This window comes from Peribacillus sp. AS_2, assembly GCF_026891895.1.
Lineage (GTDB): Bacteria > Bacillota > Bacilli > Bacillales > DSM-1321 > Peribacillus > Peribacillus frigoritolerans.
This window is the reverse complement of sequence record NZ_JAPTGA010000006.1, coordinates 249728-268991: the sequence shown is the minus strand read 5'-3', so window position 1 is coordinate 268991 and position 19264 is coordinate 249728. Positions and strand designations below refer to the sequence as shown.

Below are 19264 nucleotides of genomic sequence, written 5' to 3'. Positions count from 1 at the left end.
CACAATCATTCTATTAAACCAGTAATCACCTTATTTGTTAGAATTCAATATATGAAACAAATCTTCCTCAGTGAGCATTGCATCCGGGAAATCACTTTCTATTAAAGAACCTTGGTCAAATTCAGTTCCCTTGATTTCCATGACAACATCACCAATAGCTTCCATTATTAGATTCATCTTTTCTTCGGCTAATTTTGAAATTATTTTTATGGTTAGTTTTCCATCCTGGATAAATGACAGGAAATGCAATTTTGGTTTATTTTCAAACTCACCAAAGTCCCTGCTATTGGATGATTCAAATTGGGAATCCAATCTTCCTAAGTAATTAAAAGTAACGTAGATATCCGGCTCCTGAATGACCCCAGGTCGTAAATACTTGATGACGCCATAATCAAAACCTTTATTTGGGATTTCCCTTATAGCATTCTTCGTGTTTTTTAAAGTATCGTCAAACGTCCCATCTGAATGCAGCAATATTGGATACATCGCAGTAAACCAGCCAACGGTCCTAGTAACATCGAGTGTTTCATCCACCATTTCCCTGCCATGCCCTTCTGCTTCCAACCAGAAGTTCTTCACTTCAAAAGATTGTTTCAAACCCTTTGCGATTAATGACAACAATATTTCTTCCACAGTCGCTTTTGATTGCCTTGATAATTCCTGGATCAAGAATTCAGTTTCTTCCTCACTGAATGATTTCTCCATCGTTCTTTCTTCTTTAGCTATAAAGTCTTCCGCTATCTTAAAATCCGTTATTTCACTTTTTGTTTTTTGTTCCCAATAACGGAGTGTTTCAGGGTCCATCAACGATTCATTGTATTTCTTCAAGAAGTTTGACCAGTCTTTGAATGATGACGTTTTATGAGCAAGCCTTCCTGTTTGATTGTTTAATGCGAGATCATGGAGGGTATTGAAATCCTCAAGTAAAATCCTCCAGGAAACGGCATCAATCAATAAATGGTGGATTACCCAAAAGAAGCGATACTTGTTCGGCTGTTCTTTTAAAACAAGCATTTTCATGATCGGTCCATTACTTATGTCCAATGAACCTTGAGCGTTACTTTCCCATTCATCTCTCACCCTTATTCGCGTTTCCTCATCCAAATGATGTATATCCTTATAGACTAACTCCCATGTTTTGTGTTCGGAATCTATATTCCCGATATATTTATCGTCATGTTTTTCAAATAGGGTTAACAATCCATCATGATGTTCCACGATATGTGATAGAATTTTTTCAATGTCCTCCATTTGAGCACAGGAATCTTTACTAAAAACAATGGACTGGTTCCAATGATTGATGGAAGCAGTGTGCTCCGCAAAGAACCATTCTTGGATGGGCGTCAGTTCCACATTCCCTCTAGTGGCTATAGGTTGAATCATGACCTTGTTTTCAGTTTTCGCTATCGCAGCCAGCTCTGCTACCGTTTGATTTTCAAAAATTGATTTTGGACTGATGATTATACTTTCCTGCCTTGCTAGTGAACATATTTGAATGCTCTGAATGGAATCGCCGCCAAGTTCAAAAAAGTTATCCCGGATACTGATGTCATCCAACCCTAAGACACTTTTGAATATTTGAAGAAGCACTTTCTCATTGAACGTCTCAGGTTCTTCCAATGTATTGCTTCTGGTTACTGGTACCGGAAGAAGTGCTGAATCAATTTTCCCATTTGCATTTAACGGGAATTTGTCCACTTGCATAAAGAATGAAGGAATCATGTAGCTTGGTAATCTCTCTTTTAAAAATGCTTTTAAGTGATCGTAATCAACTTGTTGTTTGGATGTGAAATAAGCGATTATTTGTTTATTTAAGTTTGGCTGTTCCTGAACCTTAATGAATGAGTCACTTACTTGCGGATACGCATTGAGGTTGACCGAAATCTCATCCACTTCGACACGGAAACCTCTGATTTTCACTTGATTATCTTTACGCCCCAGAAAAATCAACTCACCATCGCTCGTGAATTTTGCAAGGTCACCGCTGCGATATAAACGCTTTCCAGCTTTAAAAGGATGTTCAATGAACTTTTCTTTTGTTAAATCATCATTATTCACATATCCAACAGCTAACCCTTCACCGCCAATATATATTTCCCCTGCAGCACCGATTGGTACGAGTCTTTGCTCAGGACTCAATAAATAGACGTCAGTATTCAGGATGGGTTTGCCTATCGAGACTTTATTATTGGTAATCCCATTGTTTTCATTCGCTTTAAACATTTCAAACGTGGTCCATACTGAATATTCCGTTGGACCGTAGGCATTATAGAAATTTATACTTTGATAGCGATCCAGCAAGATTAATGGACATTCAGACCCGGCTGAACCGACGAATTTCACATGGGAGCCCTCTATATTGAGCTCTTGCAATACTGCTGGCGGCAATACTAGATGTGTTAATTTTTCACTTTTGATTTGATTTTCCAATGCGAATAAATCAAACATTTCCTCCTTATTATTCCCGATATGCAGCTCTGCACCATTTAATAAGCTTCCAAAAATCTCATATATAGAAGCGTCAAAATTAAAAGTGGCAAATTGTAATACCTTTGAGGTCTCATCAAGTTGTAAATACTTGTTTTGGCTTATCATTAAATTCACTACGCCTCTATGGGATAACATGACACCTTTTGGTTTTCCTGTCGTTCCCGAAGTATAGATTATGTAAGCTAGATCGGAAGGTGCAATAGATTCGTTACAGCACTTGGTAGCCACGTAATGTACGGATTCAAGATCAATCACCTTTGCTATTTTTTTAATGGCAGGAGCCTCAATTTGATTCGTAATGCATATATCCATTTTCGAATCATTGATGATATATTCCAATCTTTCAGCTGGCATCATAGGATCAAGCGGAACGTATGCACACCCGGCTTTAATAATTCCCAACATGCCGATTACCATATCAATCGATCTGTTTACATGCAGGCCTACCTTTTTAGAACCGTTTTCGATATGATTTCTGACCAATTTCGCAATCACATTCGATCTTTGATCTAATTCCGAATAAGTAATGGCCTGACCATTATCAGCTACGGCTAATTTGTTTGAATGCTTCTTGACGATTCTTTTGAATATGGAGGTGATCGTCTCATTTTGATGCGCATCCGAAACCTCACCTTGCCACTCAAATAACAATTGATTCATTTGATTGTCATCTAAATACTCCAAATGACAGATAGGTTTATCCGCATTTCTGCAAATTTGGAATAACCATTTTTCGAAACTTAGCATGAGTCTTTCAATTGTCTCCCGCCTGAAAAGTTCATCGGAATACTCGAATTCCAGGATTAAGTCATGAGAACCCTTCACCTTTATAGTCAGGTCATAATTTGAATAAGGAATTTCGAATTTGTCTTGTTCAAGAGTGAAGAATGCGTTGCTAAAGTTCCCATCAAAGCTTTCTTCCATTGCCAAGGCTGTTTGGAACAATGGGGAATGACTGAGATCCCTGTCTGGATTAATGATTTCAACGATTTTTTCAAATGGAAAAGCCTGATGTTCCAATACATCCAAAATCACTTTACGATTCCGGTTCAATATTTCATGAAATGATTCTGATGGATCAACGGTCAGCTTCAATGGCAGCGTATTGACAAAGCATCCAACTGTCCGGGCAAATTCTTCTTGGCCGCGGTTTGCCACGGTACTCCCGACAATGATTTGATTCTTCCCGGTATACCGACTTAAAAACACTTGATAGGCAGTCATCATAAAAGCATATAAAGTCGTACCCTTCTCCTTTAAAACCCTGTCAATCAATAAACGAAGTTCATTCGTTATGGCCATTTCCAGTCTTTCGCCTGAGTAAGAAGGTGATTTTGGACGTTGAAAGTCAAACGGAAGTTCTAATGCTTCTTCCTCTTGATCTAAATAACTTTCCCAAAACCTCCTTTGGCTTGGCGTACTTTCCTTGACCCACTCCTTATGCCAGACAGCATAATCTAAATATTGCATGTCCAGAGGGGGAATATCCCCAACCCTGCCTGTTTGAATTCTTTCATAAATCTCCAATAACTCTTCGAAAAAGGTGACAAACGATACTCCATCAAAAATGATATGGTGAAAATTGCATACCAAATAATGTTTTTCTTCATCAACTCGAAATAGTTTCATATTAAATAAATGATCATTTTCCAGGTCGAAGCATCTTTCCATTTCTTCAGTAAGATGGGAGGTGACCATTATATCGCTGACTTCTGGATCTAATCCCCGACAGTCTTCATAGGCAATCATGTTTCGGCTTTTTTTTGATAAGAATTGAAGGATTTGATGTTCTTCTCCTTTGAAATTAGTTCGCAAAGTTTCATGGCGTTCAATCATGAAATCTAATGCCTGTTGCAGGTCATCAATGTCCACAACGCCATTTAAAATGAATTTAAATGGCATATTATAGAGCATTTTCCTTTCATCCAGGCTGTCGAACAGATACATTCTATCTTGATTATGAGAAAGCATTCCTTCACTTTTCCCACGTTTATAAGGCTTATTTACCTCGTCTTCCCTCATGTCGAGGAGCATGTCCAGAAAACTTGCCAGTTTTTCTATATTCCATTGGCTTGAAATGATTTCCGGTGTTAATTGAATACCAAACTCCTGTTTTATCGAAGACAAAAACTCATCTTTTTTTTCATTTGTGCTTAGTGATTCATTCATGTCCTCTACTAGTGATAGTTTTAAAGGTTCAATAACAATTGAAATCAAGTTTAATAGCCTATTTTCCGTTTCACTGATCATCCTGTTCATAGAAAAACACCTCAATTCTTTTCCATTCAACTTAACTTATGCATATCGTCCAATTGTTTGATGAGTACAGATAGTTCCTTTATGGTGGATTGTTCGAACATCACCTTGATTGGTAATCTCACTCCCAGGTTATTCTTCACCATTTGAATAAATTGCATCGCTAAAAGGGAATTCCCACCTAAGTCAAAGAAGTTGGAATCTGTATCTATTGTCTCTTGTTCTAAAATTTCTTTCCAAAATCCAATAAGTTTTTCCTCAATTAACCTTTCCTTCACCGCAATTGTTATCTCCATATATATTTCCCCTCATTTCACTTTCGATTTTTCCAGCATTTCACTTAAGATTTGATTAAATATAGAAAGTACGGATGACCTTAACTTTGGATTGACCGCTGCCTCATTAAATTTAATTTGAACACTTGAACCAGGGGTGATGATGATGACGATTGGATAATGGGTCGTTTCCCGTCCTTCTTTCAAACTCACATTGATTTCATCATTATTAGCTAGTTTCATCGGATAGTTTTCAAAAGCATATAATGATTCAAATAGTTGGTTTTCCAAATTAGCCCACTCATAAATCTCTGATAAAGGTGTATTCTCATAGGCACTTAATTCCAAAAATTCATTTTGAACCTCATCCAGTATTTCCATGTAGGTCTTTTCGTGGCTGATACGCTTGATGAACGGCACAGTGTTGATAAATGGACCAACCATTGCCTCAATATTTTGGATAGGAATATTCCTGCCGGATGTCACTACGCCGCAGCATACATTTTCCGTTCCTTTTACTTCTTTCAAAGTGGCTAGCCAAATGGTTAGAAAGAAAGTATTCATGGTAATCTTGTATTCCTGACAGAATCGTTGAATGGAATCACTTAATTCCTCATCCAATACTTTCAAATAGCTATTCTCAATGTACCCTTCGCCTTCTTGCACTCCCATTAAACTGGATCCGGAATTCCGGGCACCTTCCAATTTCCCTGCCCAATAGTCCCGCAGTTCCTTATTACTTGTATAATCTTTCATATATTCAACATACTTTTTAAATGAAGGACTCACGGATGATGTTGGTGTTATTGAATGATAAGCAGCAAAAATGTCATTAATCACCATCGAGTAACTCCAGCCATCCATAATAATATGATGGAATGTCCATATTAATTGGTATTGATTTTCCGTAAGCTTAACGATCATGAAGCGATTCAGCTTATTATTCTCGATATCTATGATCTTATATTGATCTGCTAACAACTTTTCCAACTTCTCTTGATGATCGATCATTTCTTCATATTCAATCTCGGTATCCATGGAACTCATTAACAGTTGGTAGAATACCCCTTTTCTGCTTGAATACAATTTGGTTTTTAAAATGTCATGTTTCCCTGCAGTTGTCACAATGGCATTGGTTAATTTTTCGACGTCCAGAAAACCTTTAATATCAAAAATGAGCTGCACTTTATACTGGCTGCTTTCACTATCAAACAAGCTATGGTACAACATCCCTTTTTGCAAAGCCGTCAATTCATAAATATCAATAATGCCTGTTTCGTTGTGCAAGAGCTGGTTAAGTTCCTCTTCGGGCATATCCACCAATGGAAAGTCTTCCGGACGGTACATCTGTTTTCCCCTTGTTTCTTCTTCCAATGTCCGTAACAATTCCTGCATATTGAGTTGCATATATTGCTCAAAATCTTCTCTTACGAAATGTCTGTTATAGTTTATTTTTATGGTTTGCTCCTCATTCACTACAAGCAATTCGATATCGACTTCATGTTCGGTATAGGAATTATGTTGAATATCTTGTTCACTAAAAAAGGTGACCTCTTTTGCAGCCCATTCATTGTTTTGGTGAAATCTACCTAGATTATTGAAACTGATGATCGGCCTATTTTGTTTCATATATGTCTCGTTGCATAATTCGGTTATGATCCCATACTCAATCCCTTTATTAGGCAGGGTCCTCAACTTTTTCTTTGTACCTTGAATGGTGTTCGAAATCGATTCTTTATTTTCTATATAAACCGGGCACATGGTCGTAAACCAGCCTACTGTCCTGGACAGATCGACACCTGCAAATAACTCTTCGCGACCATGTCCTTCCAAAGTAAAATGAATATCTTTTTTATTAAAATATTTCCCGATTAGCGCTGCGAAAATGGATAAGTATATTTCATCGATAGATGCTTTATACGTTTTTGTCATATCATTATAGATTTTGCTTGTAATCTCTTTATTCAGTTTCATTTCAAATGATTTTCCATCGTAAACATTTCCTGTTTTGACCAGGGCGTTTTCATATACCGTTTCATGTTCATTCAGCCAGTACTCTTTAATGCCTAAAGGAATGCGATTTTTATATTCATTGAGGTTATTCGCCCATTCCTTATATGATGTCGTTTTATTATCCAGTTTTAGTTCCTGATTGTGTATATCTTGAATATATAGCCGGTCAAAATCTTCGATCAAGATTCTCCAGGAAACCCCATCAACAAGTAAATGATGAATGATCCAAATGATTACATGCTCGTTTTGCCCAGTATTGATGCATACTATTTTCATTAGTGGTCCGTTTGAAATGTTGATGCCCTGTTGTGCTTCGATCCCGAGTCTAGCTATTTCCCGTCCCTGTTTGTCCTTATTCAGGTTTGATAGATTTACGTAATTCAAAGTCCAATTTTCTGAAGGGCCGATTTTCTCCACCTGCGAAAATGATTCTTCTCTATTGAACCTTGATCTGAGCCCATCATGATGTCTGACGATATGGGCCATGATTCTTTGCAGCCGTTTCTCATTCAATTGCGGGTAGCCCTTTAACGTTACAGATTGATTCCAATGATTAAAATTATTTATTTGTTGAGTAAAAAACCAACTTTGAATAGGTGTAAATGGTGCCTTTCCAAAAACATCAGACTGATTTATCGTTACATCGCCCGTCAATTCCACAACCTTTGCCAGCTCTTCGATACTTTGTTTTTCAAAGATATTTTTTGATGTGATGAGAAGATTTTCTTTCTTGGCAAGTGAACAAATTTGAATGCTTAGGATGGAATCTCCTCCACATTCGAAAAAGTTATCAAAGATGGTTATTTCCTGATTATTCAGTACCTCTTTCCATATCTTTAACAATTTTTGTTCCGTTCCATTCATGACACTTTTACTGTTAGTTCCTTCCGGGTTCATTTTTGTATCCGGCAAGCTCTTCGCATCCACTTTGCCGTTAACGGTTAGCGGAAAAGACTCCATTTTAATGAAATAAGAAGGAATCATATAATGGGGAAGATGATTCTTCATATAATCCCGGATATAATTTTCTTCAAGGTCATTGTCGGAGATATAATAGGCTATGATGAATTTCTTCGATTTAGATTCATCTTTTATCGCTATGAAGCAATCCTTTATACCAGGGCATTTATTTAGAACTGCACTGACCTCCCCAAGTTCGATACGATATCCGCGTATTTTCACTTGGTCATCAGCCCTGCCTGCAAAAAGTAGATTTCCATCCTCGGCATACTTAACCAAATCTCCAGTTTTATATAGTTTCCTTGAGGGATTGAACGGATTTTGAATGAAGCTTTCATCGTTTTTCCCCGGATTATTTATATATCCCCTTGCAATGCCTTTCCCGCCGATATACAGCTCGCCTATTTGACCTTTAGGAACAGGCTTCATCCTGGAATTGAACACGTATGCTTCTGCATTTAAGATTGGCTTTCCGATCGGAATCACTGTATCATCACTTGGAAGTACCTTATATGCTGTTGCAACGACAGTGCCCTCCGTTGGACCATAATTATTATATAAATCAAAGCTCAAACGATCGGGTATCGTTTTTAAACGATCTCCCCCTGTCAAAATAGCTCTGATTGATTCTGGAAATTTCATATCGTTAATAAATAATTGCTCGAGCAGCCCCGTTGAAAAAAACGCGAGTGTGACCTTCTCCTTTTCCATCTTCTCCGAAAGGACCTCTACATCCAATAAATCATAGTAATCCAGTATCAGGAGTTTATTCCCATTCGTAAGATAAGGGAATATTTCCCAAACGGAAGCATCAAAAGATGTATTCGAAACCAGTACTGCTGCATCCTTTCCATCTACTGAATAATAATTGATATGCCAATTACAAAGGTTGGCCAACCCTCCATGTTCAATCATGACCCCTTTAGGTTTTCCCGTTGTTCCTGAAGTGTAGATGATATAGGCCAGATCACTTTCCGATATCTTTGTTGAATCGAATACTGTGCATTCAATTTCTGGTTCTTTTAGTATGTCTTCGATACATAAAAGTTTTCCTTCATCACCGGGATACATTGGAAGTCCTTCTTCATTACTTAAACAATATGTGATTTGAGAATCCTCAATCATATGTTTCAATCGTGACACTGGCTGTGAAGGGTCCAATGGCACATATGCCGCCCCAACTTTCATAATGGCTAAAATGGCCGTAACCATATTGATCGATCGATCCATAAAAATCCCAATTCTATCCTCTACACCTACATGATTTAGGAATAAGCGTTGTGCCACCTGATTTGCCCGGACATTTAATTCGCTATACGTCACTTGATCATCATCATGAACAATGGCAACATCATTGAAATTTGTACTAACTTTATTCTCAAACCTGGTTATTACATCTTCAAAACGATGATCTTCCGCTTCTTGAGTTACATTGCCTGTCCCCATTTCGATTAATGATCGCAACTGTGCAGGCTCTAAGTAGGTAATGTCCTTTATCCGCTTGCTTTCCTTGGTTGTAATCTCTAACAGCCAATGCTGAAAATTACTAGCCATTCTTTGAATCGTCGTTTTATTGAATAATGCTTTGTTATATTCAAACGAAATGAGTAATTCATCCTCATCCATTTCTTCTGCCTGAACAACCAAATCAAATTTAGCTTTAAAGGTATTGATTTTTTTCGGTTTTAACTTGAAATTCCTATATGCCAGCTTTTCTTTTTGGTTATTTTGCAGGACGAATACTGTATCGAACAATGGCGTATTTTCCATGGTTCTTTCTGCCGATAAATATTTCAAAATCTCCTTAGTAGGTAAATTTTGATGGTCAAAAACACCTGCAATATTTTTTATGTTTTTTCGCAAAATCCCTTCAAATGAATCTTCCTGGGATACATGTAATTTAAAGGGCAAGGTGTTGACGAAATATCCTATCAATTGTTCAGTATCCACATGGTTTCTCTTCGCCAAAGGGCTGCCGACGACAACTTCCTCTTCATCAAAGTAAACTGATAAAAAGGTTTGATAGGCGGTAAGTAAACTCATGAACAAAGTCGATTTCGTTTTTTTATGAAGACTTTCCAGGTTGTCTTGAATTTCTTTAGGTAACAAAAAGCTGATAATATCGGACGTGCTTTTACCTTCTCCGGTTTTTTGATGATCATATTGTAAAAAAGACTTTTGCCGTAATGCCGTTATTTCATTACTCCAGAACTCATTATCTTTATCTGTTACATAATTTGGTGAATTTTTTTGCCATAAAGCATAATCTCCATATTGGATTGATTGGTTATCTCTATCATTTCGGTCGCCATTCTCGATTTCCTCATAAATGGCAAACCAATCATTGATCAATAATGGAATCGACCAACCATCAAAAATAATATGGTGGATGTTACATAATAATTGATATTCACTTTCATTCCTCACTAGCGTCATTGATAGGAGGGGACCATTTACTAAATCAAATTGCCGTTCCGTTTCTTCCTTCACAAAGTGATTCATTTTTTCTTCCTGCATGTCTAAAGGAAGATCCGAAACATCGAAATAATTAATATCATGATGAATCGACTCATCGAAAACCAAGATGCCCGCTCCAGCTTCTTCCCTAATGACACTTTTTAAGATTTGATGTTTATTGCTTAGCTTATCTAACGATAATTCCAGGTTTCCTTCATTCACTTCACCTGCTATTTCATACGAAAAAACGATGTTATATAATGATTTGTCTACATTGGTTTGATGAATGAACCACAAATTTTCTTGCTCATATGTTAAAGGATATGTATTTCTGGCATTGATATGGATAGGTGTATAATCTTGCTTTACCTCTTCTTTTTGACAAGCTTCTATGACTTCGGATAATTTCATAATCGTATCGTTTTCCAATAAAACGGAAGGAGCAATTTCAATATGAAATTGATTTTTAATATTGACAATCAATCTCATTATCGATAATGAGTTCATTCCACTTTCAAGTAGCGACTGATTATTTTTTATAACCCCATTGCCTAAGATGCTACCCACTAATTCCCTTACTTTTTCGCTTATTGTTTCATCTGCTGGATTCTTGAAATTCGGTGTAGTTTCACGGTCTTTTATTATAAATTTTGGTAATGAAGATTTATCCAGTTTTCCATTTACAGTTAGGGGGATGTTGTCCACCTTGATAAAAAAGCTTGGTATCATATACGCTGGCAATGAGCTTTTTACACTTTCCCTCAAATAATCAGCAGCTAATTCTTCATCAGCAACATAGTATAAAAATAAATGCATATCATCATTAAACGCTTTATCCATCGTAACAACTGCGTTCTTGATGTTTTGCAATTCATTATACGCGCTCTCAATTTCCCCTAATTCAATCCTGAAACCTCTTAGCTGCACTTGCTCATCATTTCTGGAGATATATTGCAGATCACCATCATCCAACAGTTTCACTATATCCCCTGACTTATAGTAGCGGACATTATCGATATCCGTAAATTTCATCTCATTCATCATCGGGTTTTTATAGTAGCCAAGCGATACACCTTTTCCTGAAACGTATAACTCGCCCTCTTCATCTCCAGTTACTTCTTCTCCATTTTGATTCATCACTTTGAACCCAAGATGAGGCAGGACTTTTCCGATATTGGTCATTCCTTTTTCAACATCACCCTTAGCGATTTCTTTGTAGGTTACATGAACGGTGGTTTCAGTTATTCCATACATATTTATTAGCTTTGGCAGCCTGCAATTTTCGGGTGAAAACCACTGCGCCAATTTCTTGAAGTTTAATGCTTCCCCTCCAAAAATAATGTATTTTAAACTTAATTCATTTTGACGATTTATGAGCTCACCACTCACTTCGAAGAAAGCGCTTGGCGTACAGTTAAAAACGGTTGTTTGTGTATTTATCAATAATTCAACAAAGGATATTGGATTTCTGCTTTCTTCAAATGAAACCACAACAACTTCTCCGCCATATATCCAAGCCCCCCACATCTCCCATACGGAGAAATCAAATGCGTAGGAATGGAAAAATGTCCATTTATCTTTATTAGTAAACTCGAACAAATCGTCGCAGCCATCAAACAAGTTCATGACGTTTTCATGTGAAACACAAACCCCTTTAGGCTTTCCTGTTGAGCCCGATGTAAAAATGATATAGGCTGGATCTTCTGGTTCAATTAAAGTATGTACATTCTCACCTGTCATACCTTTTGATTTATCCATCACTTCATCAATGGATACATAATTACAACCAATGTCGCTAATCCGGCTTTTATCCCCAATTAATAACTTCAATTCTGAATTCTTTATTATATGCTTTACTCTTTCATCTGGACTTTTAGGGTCGATAGGTACATAAGTAACACCCGATTTAAGCAGGGCTATGATCAAAAATAAAACCTGCTCGGATTTTTCAATATAGATTCCGACATTGTCTCCTTTATTTATCCCTATGTCCTTTATGTACATTGCCATTTTATTTGCCAAGATATTCGTTTCTTTATATGTAAATTGCATACCCTTATTTCTTACTGCAATATTGTCCCCATATTGCCTGACACTTTCTTCAAATAAATTCGCTAAAGAATTCATATTCATCATTTTCCCCCATTATTTTAAATATGTGCCTGATGCAACTGTCAACATATGAAAAACCAAAGAAACCAAAGCGATTACAATCGTTATGATCCATGCATTTCTTCTCTTAATGAGCGCCAATTTTTCCAGACTATAGCTGAATAGAATTAAACTGACAATGTAAAACAACTCAAACTCAGCCATGAATGTGTGAAGGATGGAGCTTTTATCATGCACCAGTAAGGATAAACTAGTGAATGTCGTTTCCTTGCTCTTAACCAATAATGCGATGATCGCATTAACACCGGATCCAATCACGATGCATACCCCTGCATTTATGACAGCTTGGCAAACCCCTTTTATATTTACCGGTCTTTCTTTTAAAACTAAAAATAATAGGCACACAATTAATATTTGAATGATGAATGTAACCAATAATCCAAGAGCTCCCATTACAATTGTGTTAATGGCAAAACTAAGGGCTCCGATCTCTGAAATGGACATGCCATTTAATACGTTCATCCCTTTTTGATCTGCAGAATATAACAAAAGCGTCGTTTCGATACCTGCTATTAAACTGAGTAACAATAACGAAATGATTAACTTGTGAACTCTATTCTCTTTTTTAAAAAGATATTGCACTAATTTGTTTTTGTTTTTTAATTCAGCATTTGCTGCCATTTTTAATTCCATTGGTATTCCCCCTCAATTATTTTCGTAGAATTTATCGGAAAGGTAACACTTCTTATTTCATCATTCACGAGTACAACCGTTGATTTATATTGGGTGAAATTTTTATAGAAAAGTGAGATGTTATCATGATCCATGTCAACCTTGGAAATTTCATAGATTTCAAGTGGAGAGGTCAATCCTGTTTTTAGTATCTTTGATAGACTTTCTTTTGCACTAAAGAAAACTTCTTTACTTAAAACACCATCGCTTTCCTTGATCATTTTTTTCTCGGATTCCGTTAAGTAGGTTTCTAAAAATTCAGAATCGGATTTCGTTTTAGTCTCAATATCGATTCCCATTGGATGCAGTTGATCAAAAAGCAATATTCCGAATGTTTTATCCGTATGTGTGATGGATATACCTATGTTCATTAAAAAGAACAAGCTTGTAACAATGACCGGCTGTCCAAAGACTCCTTTCAACAGGGATACATTTTTTATTTCATCCAAACCAATACCAAAAAACTCCATAATTGCTTTTTTTCCAAAGTACAAACTTTTCTTTGCTTCGATGGATCTTTTGGGACCATTATGCAAATTTAAATAATTCCATTCTTTTTCGTTAAAAATATCATCAATATAGTCCAAATTGACTGAATTCGCTTCATAATACTTGATATAAGATTTATAAATTTTTTTCTTATTCATAAAGTATTCAATCATTTATAATTTTCCTCCCCTCTTTTTTCTAGAAATCTGCATTTTTTCTCCATTTTTTTCCTCTAAAATTTCTTTTTTTAAACAAATATTTCATTTTCCGGGTCAAATATTACCTATTATCATTATCGATAACACTTTATCACAACAATTTTGCCGAGTCCATTAAAAATTTGTAAATTATCTACATTACATAATAACTTTACCATTTTTTATTATTTTTCTACTTTAGTAGTATTTTCATAGGACTTATCGTGTGAAATTTAAAATGAAAAAATCAACTTGAAATTTTCTAATTAAAAAAGCCATATTTTATTTTTCACTATAATTTGTGAAAAATAAAATATGGCTTTAATACTGTTCAATCATTTTGGTTGTTTAATGAAAATGTGCATGGCCTTTTTTAATATCTCATTCTCTTCTTGTAGATCTTTAATTATTTTATCCTTTTCCTCTTTCATACTAAGCCCTGAAAAACCATTACTGGAGTCCGCCGAGCCAACTTCATTTGTTTCTTTATAGATATTGATCCAATTTCTTAATGTAGGTATGGATATGTTAAGTTCTTCGGCCAATTCTCTAGGCTTTCTGCCTTCTTCCAATACTAATCGAGCAGCATAAATTTTAAAATCTTTATCATGGTGCTTCCCCATAATAAGACACTCCTTTTTTAAATTTATTTAGTGCCGATTTTCTGTACTTCCTTTATCAAACGAAAATGATTTTCTAATATAAAGACTTTCATAAATTTAATTTCAATCTATTAATCAAAATGGAATTGATCGCTATTGCGATCACTAAAATCATTAGCGCTCCAATCAGGGGTTGGACACTGAACCAAACCAAGCCAAAATGAATCGCTGTTACCAAGATCAATAATGGTAATCCATAAAGCAGGCTTATTAATACATTGGGGTTGGATTTAATTGCAGCAGATGGGTTCTCCCATTCAATACTAGGATTTTTCATATCATATAATGGTGTTAGAAGATTATAGCAAACTACTAAACAAGAAGTGATTAATAACATGACTGCATTTTCCATTTCCCAATAGCCAAATAGGGCAAATATCAAAAAGCTGATCACCACGGCTATAATACTGATTATTGATGAAAATATCACTTTAGAAAAATAAACATATTTTTCATCAAACGGGACGCTTTTTAGTAAATAATGGTATTTACCTTCTCTTGAATATGGGGTTCCGCTTATATTATTTATACAACACAAGAAAAGGACCGAATAGGAAAAGTATTTATCGAAGAATCCCTCTTTCGTTATATTCAAATAATTCGGGAATACTTCATTCTGAATCAGCAATAACATGACAAGTGAAAAGATCGGAGGCAAAAGAAGACCTAAAGCGATTTGCATCTTAAAATATGCTTCAGACTTAATGATCCATATCTCTCTTTGTAAATAGTTACTCCATTGATTTTTTGATATATTAACCTTTGAGTTTTTCATATTCGTTTTGTTGTTTCCCAATATCCCATTTTTAAAGTAATGAACAGAAATGTTCTCTATAATCATTGAATACAAAAGGAAACCTATTACCATTATCGAAATATAAATAATGAAAAATTGAACGGTTATTTCATTTGATACAAAAGCATCCAATATCCATTTGATCACTGGAATCATATTTGCGGTTTCAAATATATGTCTCATCAACAATTCCAACGAGTTTTTTAGCCCTTCAAAAGAATTCAAATCTATTTCCGAGATGACCTTTGAAATGGCAACTGATGATTTTCCTGCAAAATATACAATGGAAATAATCATAAGCGTTAGGATGATAGCAATGTTAACCATTAAGTATGCTACTTTACTTTTGAATCTATAATAATGCCTATTCATGCACGATAGGATAAAAAGCAGGAACAAAGCCGTTAAACCATTGACAATTGGTAAAAACGTGATTAATTTAATCGCTTCGATAAACTTTAGATCGACTATCAGGAAGCCTAATGTTGGCACTTGGATCATCATTGATAAAATGATCGGGACCCATAAGCTACTTAACACTTTTGCCCTTGATATTTCCTTATAGGTGAGTGGCAGAGGTGCCAATACTTTAAATTCATCATAAGAAAATATTTGTGATGTGGACAAATAGCAAACCAACGCAAAGACCAGAATGCTGGAAATCGTTAAATTATAAAACAGGAAGACCTGGGTATCTCCAAGAAAATAAACAAAGGCGTTAACGACAGTCAGCTGCAAAAACATATAAAAAACGGCTATTATCAGGACAGCCTGCAACATTGTCTGCTTGGGCATTTTATAGAAGGAAGAAACGAAAAATCTAGTTAACTGAAGTTTTTCCTTCATATACCTGAGCCTCCATAAAGGTAGATTCTAATGAACTTTCACCTATTATATTTTGTATCTCATCATGCAGGATGATTTTTCCCTCTTTTAAAATAGCCACTGTATTACAAATTTTCTCTGCCACATCCAGCAGATGCGTCGAGAAAAACACTGTACCGCCCATTTCAACATATTGTTTGATTAACCCCTTAAAAACTAAAACAGCGTTTGGATCTAATCCGTTCAATGGTTCATCCATAATGATGATCGGGGGATTAATGGTAAAAGCCGCTATCAGGGATATCTTATGCATCATTCCATAAGAATAACTTCCCATTGGCTTTTTAATGGACTCCTGCATCCCAAACCGATTGATATATTTCCCCAACCGTTCTTTGTCATCATTTCCATATAGGTTCATCAAGAAACGAATCCAATCAAATCCCGAAACATTGTTAAACACATTGATAGTATCAGGAATGAAGAAAAATTGTTTTTTATATTCTATGCCGTCTTCTTTGGTCAGGCCATTTATTTCAACCTTTCCATTTTCTGAATCTAAAATGCCTGTAATGATGTTCAGCGTCGTGGTTTTCCCTGCACCATTTGCTCCTATAAAACCTAAGGTTTCCCCTTTTTTGATTTCTAGATTTACACCATTCAAAATCTTCTTAGCCGAGTAGCTTTTCTCCAAATCTGTGATGCTTAACAAAGTTATCATCCTCCCATCACTTCATGATTAACACATTTCCATCCTCAACTTATTCATTATTGAATTTCTTTTTAGAAATCCATATGTTCGTTATCAATATCGTTACTGCCGTCCATGCAAGTGCAGCTAATGCACCCCAAACCGCTTGTGAATTGACTGTGCCTAAAATCAGTACTTCCATGGCATGCTTACTCATGCTTGCCGGATTCACATTGTCTATTACCGGACTTAATCCAACTATGATTCTGCAGCCGAGGAGAAATACTATCGAAATTAATGCAATGATACCCTGGCTATTAAAAATGGTACTGATCATCGTCGTGAATGAAACGATGAATAGGATCCACAGCAGATAGAACAGTAAAGCCACTATTAAATCCCCAAAATCAACACTCGTAAACAAAAAAACTACATACAGATATGAAACCAAATATCCCAATGCCACACTGCAGGCAACAAACAGGTAATTGGAAATGATTTTCCCGCTTATATAAGATCCAACCGTCACAGGCCTTGTAAGTATGAAAGCAAGCATCCCATTTGCTTTATCGGATTGAACGACTCCCATCATGGAAACGATGATGATCATGACCCCTAACTGATCAAATTGAGACCCTAGAGTACTGGCAAGAACTTCGCCGCCTTTTTGGGCAGCCATGCTTGGATCAATGGTGATCCCTTGGCCCCCGCCCAGTGCCTCTAATATTGAAGGTAAATAATAGCTTACAACTGGTTGAGTTATTCCTAAAAATATAAATACGAGCGGCAGCCAAATCACTTTAAATTCACGTACCATCTGAACAAATTCCTTTTTAGCTAAAACGGCAAAGTTATTCATTTTTCCACCACCAATTTTAAGAATATCTCTTCCAATGTATCGTTATCTATTTCGAACCTGACAAGATCAACATTATGCTCCAAAGCATTCGCCAGTAACATATTCTTGTTTGACTCAATATCTTCCACTTCTATCTTCAATTTGTTCCCCATTACCTCTACACCTTTGACGAAATTCAAGCTTTTAACGTTTTCAATCCATTTTTGACTTTTAGAGGTTATGTCGACATTGATTTTATTTCCGCTATTCCTGTTCAATAATTCTGACATCGTTGTGTCCTCAATTTTTTTACCGCTTTTTATAATGACAAACCTCTCACATATTTCTTCTGCATCGCTTAATATATGCGTCGATAATAAAATTGTCGTATCTTTCTTTATCTCTTTTATGATATTCAACACTTCTCTCCGGCCGATGGGATCTAATGCCGAAACCGGTTCATCCATGACAATCAATGCCGGTTTATGTAACAGCGCCTGTGCAATACCAAGCCTTTGTTTCATTCCGCCCGAAAAAGTCCGCACCTTTGAATTCTCTTCCCCGCTCAACCCAACTTTCGACAATATCTCTGGGATGCCGTTTAATAATTCTTCCCTCTTGATACCCGAAAGCTGCCCCATGAAAGTAAGGGTTTCTTTGGCTGTCATCCATTGAAAGAAGTTAGGGTATTGTGGTAAGTAGCCTATTTCCTTTTTCATTTTTGAAATTTTCTTACCATCAAGCAATACTTCTCCCGTACTTGGATCTATAATATCTGCAATCACTTTTATCAGTGTCGATTTACCAGCCCCATTTGGCCCAATCAATCCAACACATTCCCCTGATTGCAATTCCATTGAAAAATTATTGACCGCTGTTTTTTCTTTGAATTTTTTTGTAACATTTTTAATTTCTAATTTCATATTCTTTCACTGTCCTTTCTACCGATAACGAAGTACAGAATTGGACCGATAGTATTTGCAAAAATAATGATGAGTGTCCACAATAAAACATTTTTCCTCGTCTTTCGATTTCTGTATAAATCAATTAATGCTATAAGCACTAAAATCATTCCAATTGCAATTACCGGTAAAATGATCGGCAGAATAGACATGAAATCAATATCTTTCAATTCGTTCCATCCATAATGCAATTCCATATATACCACTCCTTTGGTAACGAAATATTATTATCATTATCGATAATGATAACATCTAATTTGGAATTTTGCACCTATTTTTTTCTTAACAAAATATTGTTTTAGTTTTTATTGTTATTTATAATGATAATATTATCATAATGAATAATAATAAAAATATAGCGATATTTATTAATTTTCATTAAATGTAGACATTTTTTTAAAAATTAAAATAATTAAAAAATACCTTATTATTTACTTAGAAAAAATATTTCGGTACTATTATTTTTCGAACCGTGTCATTTTCATGTAAATGACAATGATTCAAACATT

At 35.7% G+C, this 19264-nt stretch carries 11 protein-coding genes; all 11 read right to left on the bottom strand.

Annotated features, from left to right (window positions below; genetic code table 11):
• Nucleotides 1-30: 30 nt before the first annotated feature.
• Nucleotides 31-4749, bottom strand: coding sequence for a non-ribosomal peptide synthetase (locus tag OTG27_RS13335; protein ID WP_268937182.1), 4719 nt, complete (start codon nucleotides 4747-4749; stop codon nucleotides 31-33).
• A gap of 26 nt (nucleotides 4750-4775) precedes the next feature.
• A complete protein-coding gene (locus OTG27_RS13330; protein WP_048679062.1) occupies nucleotides 4776-5042 on the bottom strand; it encodes a phosphopantetheine-binding protein in 267 nt (88 codons plus the stop codon).
• A 12-nt stretch (nucleotides 5043-5054) separates the two neighbouring features.
• The gene (locus tag OTG27_RS13325; protein WP_268937181.1) at nucleotides 5055-12584 is read right to left on the bottom strand and encodes a non-ribosomal peptide synthetase; all 7530 of its coding nucleotides are present in this window, start codon (nucleotides 12582-12584) and stop codon (nucleotides 5055-5057) included.
• A 12-nt stretch (nucleotides 12585-12596) separates the two neighbouring features.
• Complete coding sequence (locus OTG27_RS13320) at nucleotides 12597-13256, bottom strand: hypothetical protein (protein WP_268937180.1); 660 nt, start codon at nucleotides 13254-13256, stop codon at nucleotides 12597-12599.
• Complete coding sequence (locus OTG27_RS13315; protein ID WP_268937179.1) at nucleotides 13247-13957, bottom strand: 4'-phosphopantetheinyl transferase family protein; 711 nt, start codon at nucleotides 13955-13957, stop codon at nucleotides 13247-13249. Before OTG27_RS13315 ends, OTG27_RS13320 begins: the two co-directional genes overlap by 10 nt.
• Before the next feature lie 359 nt (nucleotides 13958-14316).
• Nucleotides 14317-14604: a transposase gene (locus tag OTG27_RS13310; RefSeq protein ID WP_034305533.1), complete on the bottom strand. Its 288-nt coding sequence runs from the start codon at nucleotides 14602-14604 to the stop codon at nucleotides 14317-14319.
• Between the two features lie 88 nt (nucleotides 14605-14692).
• Nucleotides 14693-16285 carry a hypothetical protein gene (locus tag OTG27_RS13305; protein WP_268937178.1) on the bottom strand — a complete coding sequence of 531 codons (1593 nt, stop codon included), beginning with the start codon at nucleotides 16283-16285 and terminating at the stop codon, nucleotides 14693-14695.
• Nucleotides 16260-16976 (bottom strand): ABC transporter ATP-binding protein, encoded by a 717-nt coding sequence (locus OTG27_RS13300; RefSeq protein ID WP_170946889.1) that lies wholly within the window; start codon nucleotides 16974-16976, stop codon nucleotides 16260-16262. The genes OTG27_RS13305 and OTG27_RS13300 overlap by 26 nt, the downstream gene beginning before the upstream one ends.
• Nucleotides 16977-17025: 49 nt before the next feature.
• Nucleotides 17026-17814 carry an ABC transporter permease gene (locus OTG27_RS13295; protein ID WP_054397906.1) on the bottom strand — a complete coding sequence of 263 codons (789 nt, stop codon included), beginning with the start codon at nucleotides 17812-17814 and terminating at the stop codon, nucleotides 17026-17028.
• Complete coding sequence (locus tag OTG27_RS13290) at nucleotides 17811-18716, bottom strand: ABC transporter ATP-binding protein (protein ID WP_034305544.1); 906 nt, start codon at nucleotides 18714-18716, stop codon at nucleotides 17811-17813. The genes OTG27_RS13295 and OTG27_RS13290 overlap by 4 nt, the downstream gene beginning before the upstream one ends.
• Nucleotides 18713-18952 carry a PLD nuclease N-terminal domain-containing protein gene (locus OTG27_RS13285; RefSeq protein ID WP_034305547.1) on the bottom strand — a complete coding sequence of 80 codons (240 nt, stop codon included), beginning with the start codon at nucleotides 18950-18952 and terminating at the stop codon, nucleotides 18713-18715. Before OTG27_RS13285 ends, OTG27_RS13290 begins: the two co-directional genes overlap by 4 nt.
• Nucleotides 18953-19264 lie beyond the last annotated feature (312 nt).

Coding starts and splice junctions, on each gene's coding strand:
- OTG27_RS13335 (WP_268937182.1), bottom strand. CDS start 4,749: ATGAACAGGATGATCAGTGAAACGGAAAATAGGCTATTAAACTTGATT.
- OTG27_RS13330 (WP_048679062.1), bottom strand. CDS start 5,042: ATGGAGATAACAATTGCGGTGAAGGAAAGGTTAATTGAGGAAAAACTT.
- OTG27_RS13325 (WP_268937181.1), bottom strand. CDS start 12,584: ATGAATATGAATTCTTTAGCGAATTTATTTGAAGAAAGTGTCAGGCAA.
- OTG27_RS13320 (WP_268937180.1), bottom strand. CDS start 13,256: ATGGAATTAAAAATGGCAGCAAATGCTGAATTAAAAAACAAAAACAAA.
- OTG27_RS13315 (WP_268937179.1), bottom strand. CDS start 13,957: ATGATTGAATACTTTATGAATAAGAAAAAAATTTATAAATCTTATATC.
- OTG27_RS13310 (WP_034305533.1), bottom strand. CDS start 14,604: ATGGGGAAGCACCATGATAAAGATTTTAAAATTTATGCTGCTCGATTA.
- OTG27_RS13305 (WP_268937178.1), bottom strand. CDS start 16,285: ATGAAGGAAAAACTTCAGTTAACTAGATTTTTCGTTTCTTCCTTCTAT.
- OTG27_RS13295 (WP_054397906.1), bottom strand. CDS start 17,814: ATGAATAACTTTGCCGTTTTAGCTAAAAAGGAATTTGTTCAGATGGTA.
- OTG27_RS13290 (WP_034305544.1), bottom strand. CDS start 18,716: ATGAAATTAGAAATTAAAAATGTTACAAAAAAATTCAAAGAAAAAACA.
- OTG27_RS13285 (WP_034305547.1), bottom strand. CDS start 18,952: ATGGAATTGCATTATGGATGGAACGAATTGAAAGATATTGATTTCATG.